We start from the raw sequence: 14,004 nt of genomic DNA, 5'->3' as shown, positions 1-14,004 counted from the left end.
CGCCCCCTCTCGAAGGGGGGCGGGGCTTTTTAGGGACCTCGCTGCTACGTCCAGAGGATCGGGATTCCGTACGGCTCCAGCGCGCGGTCGTGTGTCACTAGCGTGAGGCCCTCCGTCCGTGCCTGCGCCACGAGCATGCGGTCGAAAGGGTCTCGGTGGTGCTCCGGGAGCGTGGCGACCGCGGCGGCGTGCGCGAATGTGATCGGCAGCTTCTCGAATCCGTTCACCTCCGCGACCGCCTCGAACGGCACGTTCAAGGTCAACTTCCCGGCTCCCGCTTTAATAGCCGCCTCCCAGGCCGACGCCGCGCTCACCACGACGCGTCCCGCGCTCCGGATCGCGTCGCGCGCGCTCTCTTGGAGTCGAGGGGAGTCGGTGCTCCACCAGAGCAGGACGTGCGTATCGAGGAGTAGTCTCACGACACCTCGTCGCCGGTGGTCTCGCCGTTGAAGGTGGCGAGGATGTCTGGCGGAAGCGGATCGTCGAAGTCGTCCGAGATCCAGATCTGCCCTTTCAGCGCTCCTGGAACGCGGGAGGCCGATGGCGGGGGGAGGGGCATCAGCCGGGCGACCGGGCGGCCGGCCTTCGCGATGATGATCTCCTCGCCGGCGGCGGCGCGCTCCACGAGCTGCGAGAGGTGTGTCTTCGCCTCGTAGAGGTTCACGGTGGAGCTCATTTCTTCCTCCGGAGTTGGTCAAGGTTGGTCAAGTATAACTCAGGTGGGCCTACATGGGGTAGTGTCATTTTTTTACAGACGGACTATTCCGTTTGTGGCGTGTAACGGCACGCCGGTTGCCTTGAAGGCCGGCATGCTTGTAATCGCGAGAGAGATCCCGGGCGTGGACGACGAGGTCGCGCCGGAGGTTCACCGGCGGGTGGACCATGAGATGCTGGACTCCGGGGTTGGAGCCCAGGCGGGATGGCCGTGGGCGCTGTTCGCCGTGGGGATGACCGCGGCTGTCACGTTCTTTTTCATCTACACGCCGCACTGACCCGCCGGTTGACAGGTGGGGAGCGCGGGGATAGATTCCCTGGCTCCAATGCTGTACAAGTGGGGGCCGGCAGGCCCTCCACCTTTCGGCTTCGTCTCCCCAGCGGGGGCGAATGCTGCCGGGTCCGCGCATCGCGCCTCGCCCCGTCCGTCTCCACCGGAGCACGGAGTGCGTGTGCGCGTGGACGGATCTGAACGTTTCAGATCCGTCTTTTTGTTTCCCCCGAATTCGGAGAGCGGCGCCATCCAAGAGAAAGTGCGGGTGAATCGGCAGATCCGTATCAGCCCCGTCCGGGTGATCAGCCCGGAAGGCGAGCAGCTCGGGATCCTGCCGATCGAACGGGCGCAGGAGATCGCGGAAGAGCAGGGGCTGGACCTGGTGGAAGTCGCACCGCTGGCCCGGCCGCCGGTCTGCCGCATCATGGACTACGGCAAGTTCAAGTACGAGGAGCAGCGCCAGCAGCGCGAGGCGCGCAAGAAGCAGCACCACGTACAGATCAAAGAAGTCAAGATGCGTCCCGGGATCGAGGACCACGACTACGACTTCAAGCTCCGCCACGCCCGCCGCTTCCTCGAAGAGGGGAACAAGGTCAAGCTGACCATGATGTTCCGCGGGCGCCAGATGGCCCATCCCGAGTTCGGCCGCCAGGTGCTGGACCGCGTGTCGGTGGCGCTCCAGGACATCAGCAAGGTAGAGTCGCACCCGATGATGGAAGGGCGCAGCATGGTGATGATGATCGCGCCGCTGAAGCCTCCCTCCAGCCCGTCTGGAGGTTCCGATCGGCCCGCCCCCGCGAACCCGGGAGGGGACGATCGCCCCGCACCCGCGGCAGCGGGTGCATCTCAACGGCCCGCGCCGGTTGCGCCGCGGGCTCCCGAACGACCCGCGCCGCCCGCGGCCGAGTCGAAATAAAGGAAGTCATCCGATGCCGAAGATGAAGACCCACCGGGGTGCGGCGAAGCGCTTCAAGGTGACGGCCAAGGGCCGCGTGAAGCGTGGGAGCGCCATGCACAGCCACATCCTGACCAAGAAGTCGCCGAAGCGGAAGCGGAACCTGCGCGGCACCACCATGCTCGCCAAGCCGGACGAGAAGCGCGTGAAGCGCCTCCTCCTGGCCTGACGCGCGCTTTCGCAACCGAATAGAGAGGGTTTGGACTCATGCCTCGCGTAAAGAACAACGTCGCCCGCCTGCGGCGGAAGCGGCAGATCCTGGCGGACGCCAAGGGCTACTTCGGCCGCCGCAAGAACCTGTACAAGACGGCGAAGGAAGCCGTGGAGCGGGCCCGCCGCTATGCGTACCGGGACCGCAAGAACCGCAAGCGCGAGTTCCGCCGCCTGTGGATCATCCGCATCAACGCCGCCGCCCGCATGAACGGGCTGTCGTACTCGCGCTTCATGAACGGCCTCAAGCGCGCCGGCATCGAGATCGACCGCAAGGTGCTCGCGGACCTCGCCATCCGCGAGCCGCAGGCCTTTGAGCAGCTCGCCAGCGCCGCCACGGCGAACCAGGGCTGAGCTGGTCCTGTTTCGACGTTCCCGAGCGGCGCCGTGGACCTCCACGGCGCCGCTCGTGTTTTGCGGGGTAGCTAAATGCGGTGGCGGCTCTCAGATTGTGGCGGCGGAGCACGATCAACCCGGAGGGCGCGATGAACCGACGCCGGCTCACCATCGTTCGCGAGCGGCCCAGACTTCGGGCGCTCGAAATCGTGTGCACGATCGTGCTTTGCGTCATCGTGTACCTGCTTTCCACGCCTCTGCTCGACTGGGTGCGCGAGGCGGGCGGGTACACGATCATCGGGCAATGACCTTCGCAGCGGCCCCGTTGCCGTCCAGGCGGAATACGTAAGATGAGCATCACGGAAGAGCTGATCGCGCAGCTGCGCGCGCTGGAGGCGGAAGGCGGGGCGGCGATCGCCTCGGCGGGCGGGGCCGAGGCGCTGGAGGCGGTGCGGATCGACCTGCTCGGCCGGAAGGGGCGGCTCACGGGGATACTGCGCCGCCTGGGCGAGCTGTCGCCCGAGGAGCGGCCCGTGGTGGGGGCGGAGGGGAACCGCGTGCGCGATGCGCTCAACGCGCTCTTCGACGCGCGGACCGCCGCCCAGGCCGCCGCCGCGGACGCGGGGCCGCGCGAGGACCTGACGCTGCCCGGGCGCGCTCCGTGGCGGGGCGGGATCCATCCCGTGCGCCAGGTGGTGGACGAGATCTGCGAGATCTTTCGCGACCTGGGGTTCAGCCGCGTGGCGGGGCCGGAGGTGGAGACGGTGGAGTACAACTTCGCCAAGCTCAACTTCCCGCTCGACCACCCCGCGGCGGACATGCACGACACCTTTTACCTGGGCGAGGGGACGCTGCTGCGCACCCACACCTCTCCGATGCAGGCGCGCATCATGGAGGCGCACGCGCCGCCGATCCGCGTGGTGATCCCGGGCACCGTGTACCGCCGCGACCCATTCGACGCGAGCCACGCGCCCGCCTTCGAGCAGATCGAGGGGCTGGCCGTGGACGAGGGCGTCACATTCGCCGACTTCAAGGCGACGCTCGCCCTGTTCGTGCGCCGCTTCTTCGGCCCGGACGCAAAGACGCGCTTCCGCCCCTCGTACTTCCCCTTTACCGAGCCCTCGGCGGAGGTGGACGTGTCGTGCATGATCTGCGGCGGCTCCGGCTGCTCCGCGTGCAAGGGGACGGGGTGGATGGAGATCATGGGCGCCGGGATGGTGCATCCCAACGTCTTCAAGCACGCCGGGATCGATCCCGAGCTCTACACCGGCTATGCCTTCGGGATGGGGCCGGGACGCATCGCGATGCTGCGCTACGGCATCACGGACATCCGGCTGCTGTACGAGGGGGACGTGAGGTTCCTGGGGCAGTTCGCTTGACTGCAGGGATGAGGGATGGGGGATGAGGAATGGGGGGACCCGATGAAGCCGCTAGATCGCCGTTCCGCGTTTCTCGTTCGGCTCGTGGAGCGGTGGGAGGAGCAGGAGATCAGGAGCGCCGGTGGGGCGGGGGAGGATGAGGTGCGCGGGTTCGAGAAGCGGCATGGAGTGAGGCTTCCGGCGGGGCTGCGACACTATTTCCGTTACGTCGGCGGGATCGCGGTGGATGGGGATAGTCCCGCTCTCGACCAGGACCTGATCCGCTTCTGGCCACTCGACGAGGTGAGTACGCTAGCGCAGGCGTGGGTGCCCGCGCCCGGCGCGGAGCGGTGGTTCGTGATCGGCGACTACGCGATGTGGACCTGGGCATACGTCGTCCGGCTGTCCGCCGATGCGGAGGAGGCGGCGCCGGTGGCGGTGAGCTTCGGATCAGCGGAGCTGCGGCCGATCGCCGGCTCGTTCGAAGAGTTCGTAGAGCTGTATCTGCGGCGCGATCCGCTTGTGATCTCGCCTGATTCGTAGATGTCACGCGGATAGGGACGGACGATCCGGGAGCGCAGCTGCTGTCCCCCATCCCCCATCCCTCATCCCCATTCCCTGCCGTTTCCATGAACGTCTCGTACCTCTGGCTCAAGTCCCTCGCGCCCGGCCTCCGGGGCACCGCGGAGGAGATCGCCCACCGCCTCGCCCTCCTCGGCGCGCCGGTGGACGAGCTCACGCACCTCGGCGCGGGGATCGGCGACGTGGTGGTCGCGCGCGTGGAGGAGGTGTGGCAGCACCCCAACGCGGACCGGCTGCGCGTCACGCGCGTCAACGCCGGCGGCGAGACGGTGCAGGTGGTGTGCGGCGCGCCGAACGTGGAGGCGGGCCGCTTCTACCCGTTCGCGCCGGTCGGGGCGACGCTGCCCGGCGGGATGGCGATCGGCAAGGCCAAGCTGCGCGGCGAGGTCTCCGAGGGCATGCTCTGCTCCGCGCGCGAGCTGGGGCTGGGGCGCGACCACTCCGGGCTGATGACGCTGAACGGCGAGTACACGCCCGGCACCCGCTTCGTGGACGCGCTGGGGCTGGACGATTACCGCCTCCTGATCGACGTCACGCCCAACCGCGGCGAGCTGCTGTCGCACGTGGGCGTGGCGCGCGAGCTGGCTCCGGGAGGAGTGGCGGGGGTGGAGCTTCCTGCCTTCCCGAATGCCTCGGACGTGCGGCTGGAGATCCGATCCGGCGGCTCGCACGGCAAGGTGGCCGACGTGTTGGTACGAATTGAGGACGAGGCGGGGTGCCCACGTTACATGGGCACGATCGTGCGTGGCGTGCGCGTGGGGCCGTCGCCGGAGTGGCTGGCGACGCGGCTGCGCGCGGTGGGGCTGCGCCCGATCAACAACATCGTCGACGCCACCAACTACGTCCTACTCGAGCTGGGCCAGCCGCTGCACGCCTTCGACCTGGCGAAGCTGCGTGGCGACGAGATCCGCATCCGCCGCGCGCGCGACGGCGAGACGATCGCCACACTGGACGGGATGGATCGCACGCTCGTCGCCAGCGACCTGGTGATCGCGGACGCGGAGGGCGCGGTCGCCATCGCGGGGGTGATGGGCGGCGCGAACAGCGAGGTGGATGAAGGGACGACGGACATCTTCCTGGAGTGCGCCCTCTTCGAGCCGAAGACGGTCCGCCGCACCCGCAGCCACCTCGTGCTCTCCACCGATGCGTCGTACCGCTTCGAGCGCGGCGTTGATCCCGAGGGGCAGGCGCGAGCGCTGGAGCGCGTGGTGGATCTGATCGTAGCGGTGGCGGGTGGGTGGGCCAGGAGGGCGATCGACCTCAACCCGCGTCCTTGGGAGCGGCGCGTCGTTGCGCTGCGTCCGGAGCGGGTGAAGCGCGTCCTTGGCGCCGAAGTCGCGCCCGCGGAGATCGGGACGCTGCTGGCGGAGATCGGCTTCGAGGTGGACGCAGACGCCTCGCCGATGCGCGTCGTCGTCCCCGGCTTCCGCGGCGACGTGGAGGAGGAGATCGACCTGATCGAGGAGATCGCGAGGCGGCGCGGCTACGATTCCTTCCCCGACGAGCTGGCGCCGTTCCGGCCCAGCAGCGTCCCCGAGGCGCCGGTCGTGGAGGTGGAGCGGCGGATCGCGGAGCGCTTCGTGGGGTGGGGCTTCCTGGAGGCGCGCACCACCGGCTTCGTGCCGGAGAGCGCGGGCGAGGTGCGGGTGCTCAACCCGCTCTCGGCGGAGGAAGGCTTTCTGCGTACCTCACTCGTCCCCGGCCTGCTGCGCCGCGTGGAGCACAACTTCGCGCACGGCGTGCGCGACGTGCGTCTCTTCGAGATCGGCACCGCCTTCAGCGCCGGGCCGGCGGGCGGGATGCCGCACGAGGAGCGGCGCGTGGCGGCGGCGTTCAGCGGCGCGCGTGCCCCGCGGCACTGGACGGGCGAGGCCGGCGCCTACGAGGTGTGGGACCTCAAGGGGATGCTGGAGGAGCTCGCGCGCGAGTACCCGGACGCGCGCGTGGACGTGCTGGGCGCCGGCTTCACCGTCGTGGGGCCGGACGGGAGCCTGGGCGGAGGCGGGGCGGGCGAGGGGGTGGATGCGCCCGCGTGGGCCGCGCCCGTCTGGACGCTGGAGCTGCGCCTTCCCGCCGCGGCGATGGACCGGCGCGGCATCCGCTACGCGCCCCTCCCCACGCAGCCGGCCTCCGAGCGCGACCTGGCGCTCCTGGTGCCGCACGCCGTTTCCGCCGAGCAGGTGGGCGCGACGATCGTGGAGGCCGCGTCCGCGCTGCTGGAGGGGCTCGCGCCGTTCGACCTGTACGAAGGAAAGGGACTTCCGGAGGGGACGCGCAGCGTGGCCTGGCGCCTCCGCTTCCGCGCCACCGACCGCACGCTGACCGACGCCGAGGTGGATGCCGAGGTGGAGCGGGTGCTGCGTGCCCTGGAGGAGCGCCATGGTATCCGACGCCGCTGAATCCGCAGGGCCCGCCGCCGGCTGGGAACGGCTGGAGCTCGCCGCGCGTTCCGCCGCATCCGCCGTCGCCGACTGGCGCAGCCGCGCCCGCGAGGCGGAGGCCGAGGTCGACCGCCTGCGCCGCGAGCTGGAAGCGGTGGGCGCCGCCACCCCCGACGACGCGGGCGGCGAGCTGCGCCGGCTGCGCGCCGAGAACGCCCTCCTCAGCAGCCGCACCGACGAGGCCCGCCAGCGCATCCAGGCGCTGCTGGCCCGCCTCGCCATGCTGGAGGCACGCCGATGAAAAGCACGCGCCGCCCCCTCACGCGCCACTCCGTCACGGTGGAGATCGCGGGGGAGAAGCACGTCCTGCGTTCCGAGCTGCCGCCGGAGGACACGCGCGCGATCGCCGCCCACGTGGACAGCACCCTGCGCGGCCTCCCCGGCTACCAGACGCTGGAGCCCTTTCGCGCCGCCACCCTCGCCGCGCTCTCCATCACAGACGAGCTCTTCCACGCCCGCGAGGAGCTGCGCCGACTCCGCGAAGAGATCGCCCAGCGCACCGCCGACCTCGCCGCCATCCTGGAAGAAGCAGGCGAGGACGACGCGGCGAAGCGCCCCCGCGGCACCCCACGAAGGGGTTGAGCGGCACTCATCCGTTTCCACGACAGGGTTGCGGTGGAAGCTGGCGCGCACCTAAGTTGAGAATGCGGCTTCCCCGCCGCCGCGCTGGGGAATGCGCGTACGGGACGGTGGCGGGTCGGTAACGAGTCTGCCGCCGTACTTTTTTGTGACAAGCCGCGGGCCCCGGCCCGCCCTGGAATAAAATCACAATGGAAATCCTGCTGATCGCCGTGGCCCTCCTCGTGGGAGCGGCCGCCGGCTTCTTCGTGGGGAAGAACGTTCTCGAAAGCCGCCTCCGCGCGAGCCGCGCCACCGCCGAGGACGAGGCGGAGCGCATTCGGGGCGCCGCCGTGCTCGACGCCGAGACGCTGCGCAAGGCCGAGGTGCTGAAGGGGCGCGAGGAGGCGATCCGCGCCCGCGAGGAGTGGGAGCGCGAGGAGGCCCGCCGCCGCGACGACGTGGAGCGGGTGGAGCGCCGCCTCCAGGAGCGCGAGGAAGCGCTCGACCGCAAGTTCCACCTCCTGGACGAGAAGGGGCAGGCGCAGGAGCAGCGCGCCGAGGCCGTGGTGCGGCGCGAGAAGCGGCTGGAGGAGCAGGAAAAGGAGCTGCAGGGGCGCGCCGGCGAGGTGCAGCACCGCCTGGAGTCGCTCGCCGGGCTCACGGCGGACGAGGCGCGCCGCCAGCTGATGCACGAGATGGAGGAGGGGGCCAAGGCCGCCGCCACGCACCGCATCCGCGAGATCAAGGAAGAGGCCCGGCGCAACGCGGAGCGCGAGGCGAAGGAGATCATCTCCCTCGCCATCCAGCGCATCGCGGCGGATCACACGGCCGAGACCACCGTCTCCGTCGTCGCGCTGCCCTCGGACGAGATGAAGGGGCGGATCATCGGGCGCGAGGGGCGCAACATCCGCGCGTTCGAGCAGGCCACGGGGATCGACGTCATCATCGACGACACCCCCGAGGCCGTGGTGCTTTCCGGCTTCGACCCCATCCGCCGCGAGACGGCGCGGCTGGCGCTGGAGAAGCTGGTCTCCGATGGACGCATCCACCCCGGGCGCATCGACGACGTGGTGGCGAAGTCGCGCAAGGAGGTGGAGAACGGGATGCGCGAGGCCGCCGAGGAGATCCTGTACGAGCTGGGGATCCACGGCGTGCACCCCGAGGTGGTCAAGGTGCTGGGACGCCTGAAGTTCCGCACCTCGTACGGGCAGAACCAGCTTCTGCACAGCAAGGAGGTGGCGATCCTGGCCGGCAACATGGCGGCCGAGATGGGCTTCGACGCCACGCTCGCCAAGCGCATGGGCCTTCTGCACGACGTGGGGAAGGGGATGACCCACGAGCACGAGGGGACGCACGTGGAGCTGGGCTGGAACCTGGCCAAGAAGTACAACGAGCCCCCGCAGGTGCTGAACGCCATCAAGGCGCACCACGACGAGGAGCCGCACCTCTTTCCCGAGTCGTTCCTGGTGACGGCCGGCGACGCCATCAGCGGCTCGCGCCCCGGCGCCCGCCGCGAGATGTTCGAGACGTACGTGAAGCGCCTCGAGAAGCTGGAGGAGATCGCGCTCTCCTTCCCGGGCGTGGAGCGGTGCTTCGCGATCCAGGCGGGTCGCGAGCTGCGCATCATGGTCATCCCGGAGCAGGTGACCGACGAGGAGATGTCGCGGCTGAGCGAGGAGACGGCGCGGCGCATCGAGGCGGAGCTCCAGTATCCCGGCCAGATCAAGGTCGTCGTCGTGCGCGAGACCAAGGCCGTAGACTTCGCGCGCTGATCCGCTTGCCTCGATCCATTCAGAGGGCCCGGCTTCCGTGTGGAGCTGGGCCCTCTTAACTGCGCCTCACACAGAGACACAGAGGGTACGGAGAGAACAGAGAAGGGGTTCTCTGCGTCTTGCAGTGCCCTCTGTGCCCTCTGTGTGATGGTTTTTGGGACACCGGCCGCACGACTATGCTGGCCCGGTGGCGGATGCCGCAGGCGGGGGTGTGCGGAGGTTGGGACGCGCGATAGATTGCCCGCGTCGAGGTACAGGATCACGCAAAACGGGGTGAGGCCGGGCGAGTGAAGATCCTCTTCGTGGCGGACGTCATCGGGTCGCCGGGACGGCGCGTGGTGACGCAGCTCCTGCGGCTCGTGCGCAAGGACGTGGGGGCGGACGCCGTCATCCTCAACGGCGAGAACTCCGCCGGCGGGTTTGGCATCACGCCCGACACCGTCCGCGAGTTCCTGGAGCTGGGGGTGGACGTCATCACCACCGGCAATCACGTGTGGGACAAGAAGGAGATCCTCCCCCTCCTGGACCGCGAGCCGCGCCTCCTGCGCCCCGCCAACTACCCGCCTCCCAACCCGGGACGCGGGCACACGGTGGTCAAGGTGGGGGCGGTGAGGCTGGGGGTGATCAACCTCCAGGGGCGCACCTTCATGCCTCCGCTGGACGATCCGTTTCGCATGGCGGACGCGCTGATCGCGGAGCTGCGCGGCGAGGCGAACGTGATCGTGGTCGACTTCCACGCGGAGGCGACGAGCGAGAAGCAGGCGTTCGCACGGTATCTGGACGGGCGCGTGGCGGCGGTGGTGGGAACGCACACGCACTGCCAGACGGCGGACGAGCGCGTGCTGCCGGGTGGGACGGCGCAGATCACCGACCTGGGGCTCACCGGTGGCCTTGGTGGCGTGATCGGGATGAAGGCGGAACTCTCGATCGAGCGGCAGCGCACCCTCGCCCGCGGCGAGCGGCTGCAGCCTGCCGACGAGGAGCTGACGCTGCAGGGCGCGGTGGTGGACGTGGACGACAAGACGGGGCACGCCCGCTCCATCCAACGGGTGAGCGTGCCGTACGAACGGGTCCTACAGGGGGAGTTCAGGAAGAAGTGAGCGCGCGCATCATCGAGGGCACCCGCATCGGGCGGGAGATCCGCGCCGAGGTCGCGGCCGAGGTCGAGCGCCTCCGCTCCGAGGAGGGCGTCGTACCCGGCCTGGTGGTGGTGCTGGTGGGGAACGATCCCGCCAGCGAGGTCTACGTGCGCAGCAAGACGCGCGCGTGCCAGGAAGCGGGGATGAACGACCGCCTAGTTCACCTGGGCGCCACCATCAGCGCCGATGAGCTGTTCGGCGTCATCGACGGCCTGAACGCGGACCCGGCGGTGCACGGCATCCTGGTGCAGCTCCCTCTTCCGCCCCACATCGATCCGATGGCGGTGCTGGAGCGCGTGCACCCCGCCAAGGACGTGGACGGCTTCCATCCGCTCAACGTGGGGCGCGCCTTCGTGGGCGATCCCGTGGGCTTCCTTCCCGCCACTCCGGCGGGGATCATGGAGCTCCTCCGCCGCGAGGGCGTGCCCACGCACGGGCGGCACGCGGTGGTGGTGGGGAGGTCGCTGATCGTCAGCAAGCCGCTGGCGTCGCTCCTCATGGCGCCGGGGCCCAACGCCACCGTTACCCTCTGCCACCGCCACACCGTGGACCTTGCCTCGCACACGCGCATGGCGGACATCCTGGTGGTCGCGGTGGGGAAGCCGGGGCTGATCACGCGCGACATGGTGAAGCCGGGCGCCGTGGTGCTGGACGTGGGGACCACCCGCGTGGCGGACCCCGCGGACCCGCGCGGCTACGTGATCCGCGGCGACGTGGAGTTCGACGCGGTGCGCGAGGTGGCCTCCGCCATCACGCCGGTGCCGGGCGGGGTGGGGCCGATGACCATCGCCATGCTCCTGCGCAACACGGTGGAGGCGGCCCGCCGCGCCGCCGCCCGTGCCCGCCGCCGCGCCGGGACCGCCGCGTGACGTACGACCTCTTCTCCTCGGCGGGCGCCAGCGAGCGGCCCAGGCGCGGGATGAACGAGGCCCGCAACGAGGAGGTGGCGCGCGCCGTCGCCGCCCGCGACGCGGACGCGGGGTTCCCCCCGCCCCGCGCAGCACGCCCGGAGTGGACGGTGGCCGACGTCAACGCCGCCGCGCGCGAGCTGGTGGAGAGCGTCCTCCCGCCGATGTGGGTCGTGGGCGAGGTCAGCAACTTCACCAAGGCGCGCTCCGGCCACGTCTACTTCACCCTGCGCGGCCCCGACGCCCAGCTGCGCTGCGTGATGTGGCGCGACGAGGCCCGCCGCCTCCCCACCGCGCCGGCCGAGGGGATGGAGGTTCGCGCGCTGGGACGCGTGACGCTGTACGAGCCGCGCGGCGAGTTCCAGCTCGTGGTGGCGGAGCTGGAGGGGCGTGGCGAGGGGCTTTGGAAGCTGGCCTTCGACCGGCTGCGCACCCGCCTGGAGCTGGAGGGGCTGACCTCGCCCGAGCGGAAGCGCCCTCTTCCCGCGCACCCGGCGTGCGTGGGGGTTGTAACCTCGCGCGACGGCGCCGCCCTGCGCGACGTGGCGGCGGTGGTGCGCAGGCGGGCTCCGTGGACGCGCCTGGTGCTCGCCCCCACGCGGGTGCAGGGGGAGGGCGCCCCGGCCGAGATCGCCGCCGCCATCCGCCGGCTGGGGCGCGCCGGGTGCGCGGACGTGCTGATCGTGGGGCGCGGCGGCGGCTCGGTGGAGGACCTGTGGGCCTTCAACGAGGAAGTGGTGGCGCGCGCGATCGCCGAGTCGCCCATCCCGGTGATCTCGGCCGTGGGGCACGAGACCGACGTAACCATCGCGGACCTGGTGGCCGACCTGCGCGCCCCCACCCCGTCCGCCGCCGCCGAAGCCGCCGTACCCGATGCCCACCGCGTGCGGCGCGAGGTCGCGGAGCTGCGCGCGCGGCTGGTGGATGCGGCGCGCGAGCAGGTGGCGGAGGGGCGCGAGGCGGTCTTCTCCGCGCGGCTGGACCTGCGCGACGCGGCGGAGCGTGGGCTGCGCGGCCGGCGCGAGCGGGTGTCGGCGATGGCGGGGCGGCTGCACGCGCTCTCTCCGCTGGCTACGCTGGCGCGCGGCTTCGCCGTTCCGCTGTCGCCGGAGGGGCGGGTGCTCCGCTCCCGCGCCGACTTCGCGCCGGGAGGGCGCTTCGACCTGCGCGTGGCGGACGGCACCGTCCCCTGCCGCGCCGAGCCCACGACGGACCGATGAGCGAAACCAGGCTGGAGGGCGCGCTGGAGCGCCTGGGCGAGATCGTGGAGCAGCTGGAAGGCGACGGCCTGGAGCTGGACGAGTCACTGGCGCTCTTCGAGGAGGGGGTGCGCCTCCTCCGCGGCGCCGAGGCGGTGCTGGACGGCGCCGAGGAGCGCATCCGCCTGCTGGTGGAGGAGGGCGACGGGTTCCGGCAGGACCCGATGGCGGAGGAGCGGTGACGCTGGCCGGCCCCGCCTCGGCGCGGCTCGACGACTTCCTCGCGCGCGAGCGTGCCCGCGTGAACCATGCGCTGGAAGAGGTCGCGCGGGAGCTCACGCGCTCCGTGGCGCTCCCCCTCCGCGAGCCCGTCCGCTACGCCCTCGCCACGCCGGGGAAGCGCCTGCGCCCCATCCTGTGCGCCGCGGCCTGGCGCGCCTCCGCCGGCGAGCCGGACGAGCGCGTGTACCGCCTGGCGACGGCGGTGGAGATCGTCCACACCTACTCCCTGGTGCACGACGACCTCCCCTCGATGGACGACGACGCCCTGCGCCGTGGGCGTGCCACCCTGCACGTGGTGTTCGGCGTGGCGCGGGCGACGCTGGCGGGCGCGGCGCTGATCCCCGCCGCCGTGTCCGTGCTGGACGGCGCCGCACGCGCGCTGGAGCTTCCACGGGAGCGGCGGGCGCGGCTCGCGGCCGAGCTGTGCGGGGCGAGCGGCGCGGCCGGGATGGTGGGCGGGCAGGTGCTGGATCTGGAGAGCGAGGAGCGTCCCGTCAACGCCGCCGCGCTGGAGTCGATCCACCGGCGCAAGACGGGCGCGCTCCTCGCCGCCTCTCTCCGCATCGGCGCCCTCGCCGCCGGGGCGCGGGAGGAGGTGCTGGCCGCGCTCACGGTGTACGGCGAGGACGTCGGCCTCGCCTTCCAGATCGTGGACGACGTGCTGGACGTCACCGCCAGCGCGGAGGCGCTGGGAAAGACCGCGGGCAAGGACGAGTCGGTGGGGAAGGCGACGTACCCGGCGCTCTTTGGCATCGCGGGCGCCCGCGCCCTCGCCGCCAGCCGGGTAGAGGAGGCGATCTTCGCCTTGCGCGCCGCCCGCATCGCCTCGCCGGAGCTGGAGGCGCTCGCGCGCTTCGTGCTCGAGCGGCGGAGTTGAGAACAATGGGGCTCGAGCGGAGCGGCGGAGAACTGCAACTGCATAGCTCACACAGAGACACAGAGGAAGAAACGGAATCGTCTCCCCAACAAGGGTCGGAGGTGAACGATGATCGATGTGAAGACGGCGGTTCAGGCGGCCGTGCGCTATGCGAAGGAGATGTACGGGGAGCGGGGCGAGAGCAGCCTCCTGCTGGAGGAAGTGGAGCCTTCGTCTGACGAGCGGTTCTGGCTGATTACGTTGAGCTGGCCGAGCCCCGCCAATCCGTTCGTGGCGCTCGCGCGTGCGGGGAGCGGGCGGGACTACAAGATCTTCGAGGTGGACCGCGAGACGGGCGAGGTCCGCTCGATGAAGATCCGTTCCGTCGCATGATCCCCGCCGCTACCGTGGCGCGCT

The 14,004-nt window shown here is 70.9% G+C and carries 19 protein-coding genes; 17 read left to right on the top strand and 2 right to left on the bottom strand.

Annotation, left to right across the window (positions count from 1 at the left end):
- Nucleotides 1–44: 44 nt before the first annotated feature.
- Both VF584_18255 and VF584_18250 read right to left on the bottom strand, forming a co-directional pair.
- On the bottom strand, nucleotides 45–419 hold the full coding sequence (locus VF584_18255; protein HEX8212125.1) for a type II toxin-antitoxin system VapC family toxin: 375 nt from the start codon (nucleotides 417–419) through the stop codon (nucleotides 45–47).
- Nucleotides 416–676, bottom strand: coding sequence for a type II toxin-antitoxin system Phd/YefM family antitoxin (locus tag VF584_18250; GenBank protein ID HEX8212124.1), 261 nt, complete (start codon nucleotides 674–676; stop codon nucleotides 416–418). Before VF584_18250 ends, VF584_18255 begins: the two co-directional genes overlap by 4 nt.
- A gap of 133 nt (nucleotides 677–809) precedes the next feature.
- Here VF584_18250 and VF584_18245 point away from each other — a divergent pair, with 133 nt between their 5' ends.
- The 17 genes from VF584_18245 to VF584_18165 all read left to right on the top strand — a co-directional run bounded on the left by VF584_18245 (nucleotide 810) and on the right by VF584_18165 (nucleotide 13,980).
- Nucleotides 810–992 (top strand): hypothetical protein, encoded by a 183-nt coding sequence (locus VF584_18245; protein HEX8212123.1) that lies wholly within the window; start codon nucleotides 810–812, stop codon nucleotides 990–992.
- Nucleotides 993–1,253: 261 nt separating this feature from the next.
- Nucleotides 1,254–1,904 (top strand): translation initiation factor IF-3, encoded by a 651-nt coding sequence (infC, locus tag VF584_18240; GenBank protein HEX8212122.1) that lies wholly within the window; start codon nucleotides 1,254–1,256, stop codon nucleotides 1,902–1,904.
- A gap of 13 nt (nucleotides 1,905–1,917) precedes the next feature.
- Nucleotides 1,918–2,112: a 50S ribosomal protein L35 gene (gene rpmI / locus VF584_18235; protein HEX8212121.1), complete on the top strand. Its 195-nt coding sequence runs from the start codon at nucleotides 1,918–1,920 to the stop codon at nucleotides 2,110–2,112.
- 38 nt (nucleotides 2,113–2,150) lie between these two features.
- Nucleotides 2,151–2,507 carry a 50S ribosomal protein L20 gene (rplT, locus tag VF584_18230; GenBank protein HEX8212120.1) on the top strand — a complete coding sequence of 119 codons (357 nt, stop codon included), beginning with the start codon at nucleotides 2,151–2,153 and terminating at the stop codon, nucleotides 2,505–2,507.
- A gap of 131 nt (nucleotides 2,508–2,638) precedes the next feature.
- Nucleotides 2,639–2,797 (top strand): hypothetical protein, encoded by a 159-nt coding sequence (locus tag VF584_18225; protein HEX8212119.1) that lies wholly within the window; start codon nucleotides 2,639–2,641, stop codon nucleotides 2,795–2,797.
- A gap of 42 nt (nucleotides 2,798–2,839) precedes the next feature.
- On the top strand, nucleotides 2,840–3,868 hold the full coding sequence (pheS, locus tag VF584_18220; protein HEX8212118.1) for a phenylalanine--tRNA ligase subunit alpha: 1,029 nt from the start codon (nucleotides 2,840–2,842) through the stop codon (nucleotides 3,866–3,868).
- 42 nt (nucleotides 3,869–3,910) lie between these two features.
- Entirely contained in the window at nucleotides 3,911–4,390 is a 480-nt protein-coding gene (locus tag VF584_18215; protein HEX8212117.1) for an SMI1/KNR4 family protein, read from the top strand.
- An 86-nt stretch (nucleotides 4,391–4,476) separates the two neighbouring features.
- Complete coding sequence (gene pheT / locus VF584_18210; GenBank protein HEX8212116.1) at nucleotides 4,477–6,828, top strand: phenylalanine--tRNA ligase subunit beta; 2,352 nt, start codon at nucleotides 4,477–4,479, stop codon at nucleotides 6,826–6,828.
- A complete protein-coding gene (locus tag VF584_18205) occupies nucleotides 6,809–7,111 on the top strand; it encodes a hypothetical protein (protein ID HEX8212115.1) in 303 nt (100 codons plus the stop codon). Before pheT ends, VF584_18205 begins: the two co-directional genes overlap by 20 nt.
- A complete protein-coding gene (locus tag VF584_18200; GenBank protein HEX8212114.1) occupies nucleotides 7,108–7,452 on the top strand; it encodes a cell division protein ZapA in 345 nt (114 codons plus the stop codon). Before VF584_18205 ends, VF584_18200 begins: the two co-directional genes overlap by 4 nt.
- A gap of 188 nt (nucleotides 7,453–7,640) precedes the next feature.
- Complete coding sequence (gene rny / locus VF584_18195) at nucleotides 7,641–9,203, top strand: ribonuclease Y (protein HEX8212113.1); 1,563 nt, start codon at nucleotides 7,641–7,643, stop codon at nucleotides 9,201–9,203.
- A 287-nt stretch (nucleotides 9,204–9,490) separates the two neighbouring features.
- Nucleotides 9,491–10,303: a TIGR00282 family metallophosphoesterase gene (locus VF584_18190; protein HEX8212112.1), complete on the top strand. Its 813-nt coding sequence runs from the start codon at nucleotides 9,491–9,493 to the stop codon at nucleotides 10,301–10,303.
- Nucleotides 10,300–11,211, top strand: coding sequence for a bifunctional 5,10-methylenetetrahydrofolate dehydrogenase/5,10-methenyltetrahydrofolate cyclohydrolase (locus tag VF584_18185; protein HEX8212111.1), 912 nt, complete (start codon nucleotides 10,300–10,302; stop codon nucleotides 11,209–11,211). The genes VF584_18190 and VF584_18185 overlap by 4 nt, the downstream gene beginning before the upstream one ends.
- On the top strand, nucleotides 11,208–12,470 hold the full coding sequence (gene xseA / locus VF584_18180) for an exodeoxyribonuclease VII large subunit (protein ID HEX8212110.1): 1,263 nt from the start codon (nucleotides 11,208–11,210) through the stop codon (nucleotides 12,468–12,470). Before VF584_18185 ends, xseA begins: the two co-directional genes overlap by 4 nt.
- On the top strand, nucleotides 12,467–12,691 hold the full coding sequence (gene xseB, locus VF584_18175; protein HEX8212109.1) for an exodeoxyribonuclease VII small subunit: 225 nt from the start codon (nucleotides 12,467–12,469) through the stop codon (nucleotides 12,689–12,691). Before xseA ends, xseB begins: the two co-directional genes overlap by 4 nt.
- Complete coding sequence (locus VF584_18170) at nucleotides 12,688–13,608, top strand: farnesyl diphosphate synthase (GenBank protein HEX8212108.1); 921 nt, start codon at nucleotides 12,688–12,690, stop codon at nucleotides 13,606–13,608. The genes xseB and VF584_18170 overlap by 4 nt, the downstream gene beginning before the upstream one ends.
- A gap of 108 nt (nucleotides 13,609–13,716) precedes the next feature.
- Complete coding sequence (locus VF584_18165) at nucleotides 13,717–13,980, top strand: hypothetical protein (protein HEX8212107.1); 264 nt, start codon at nucleotides 13,717–13,719, stop codon at nucleotides 13,978–13,980.
- Nucleotides 13,981–14,004 lie beyond the last annotated feature (24 nt).

This window comes from Longimicrobium sp. (assembly GCA_036389135.1).
Taxonomy (GTDB): domain Bacteria; phylum Gemmatimonadota; class Gemmatimonadetes; order Longimicrobiales; family Longimicrobiaceae; genus Longimicrobium.
The sequence above is the reverse complement of the archived record's forward strand: the minus strand, read 5'-3'. Positions and strand labels throughout refer to the sequence as shown.

Excerpts from the sequence above, each read along its gene's own strand:
- VF584_18225 (HEX8212119.1), top strand. The coding sequence starts at position 2,639 with ATGAACCGACGCCGGCTCACCATCGTTCGCGAGCGGCCCAGACTTCGG.
- VF584_18250 (HEX8212124.1), bottom strand. The coding sequence starts at position 676 with ATGAGCTCCACCGTGAACCTCTACGAGGCGAAGACACACCTCTCGCAG.
- VF584_18205 (HEX8212115.1), top strand. The coding sequence starts at position 6,809 with ATGGTATCCGACGCCGCTGAATCCGCAGGGCCCGCCGCCGGCTGGGAA.
- VF584_18245 (HEX8212123.1), top strand. The coding sequence starts at position 810 with ATGCTTGTAATCGCGAGAGAGATCCCGGGCGTGGACGACGAGGTCGCG.
- VF584_18165 (HEX8212107.1), top strand. The coding sequence starts at position 13,717 with ATGATCGATGTGAAGACGGCGGTTCAGGCGGCCGTGCGCTATGCGAAG.
- rpmI (HEX8212121.1), top strand. The coding sequence starts at position 1,918 with ATGCCGAAGATGAAGACCCACCGGGGTGCGGCGAAGCGCTTCAAGGTG.
- rplT (HEX8212120.1), top strand. The coding sequence starts at position 2,151 with ATGCCTCGCGTAAAGAACAACGTCGCCCGCCTGCGGCGGAAGCGGCAG.
- pheS (HEX8212118.1), top strand. The coding sequence starts at position 2,840 with ATGAGCATCACGGAAGAGCTGATCGCGCAGCTGCGCGCGCTGGAGGCG.
- VF584_18200 (HEX8212114.1), top strand. The coding sequence starts at position 7,108 with ATGAAAAGCACGCGCCGCCCCCTCACGCGCCACTCCGTCACGGTGGAG.
- pheT (HEX8212116.1), top strand. The coding sequence starts at position 4,477 with ATGAACGTCTCGTACCTCTGGCTCAAGTCCCTCGCGCCCGGCCTCCGG.
- rny (HEX8212113.1), top strand. The coding sequence starts at position 7,641 with ATGGAAATCCTGCTGATCGCCGTGGCCCTCCTCGTGGGAGCGGCCGCC.
- xseB (HEX8212109.1), top strand. The coding sequence starts at position 12,467 with ATGAGCGAAACCAGGCTGGAGGGCGCGCTGGAGCGCCTGGGCGAGATC.
- VF584_18215 (HEX8212117.1), top strand. The coding sequence starts at position 3,911 with ATGAAGCCGCTAGATCGCCGTTCCGCGTTTCTCGTTCGGCTCGTGGAG.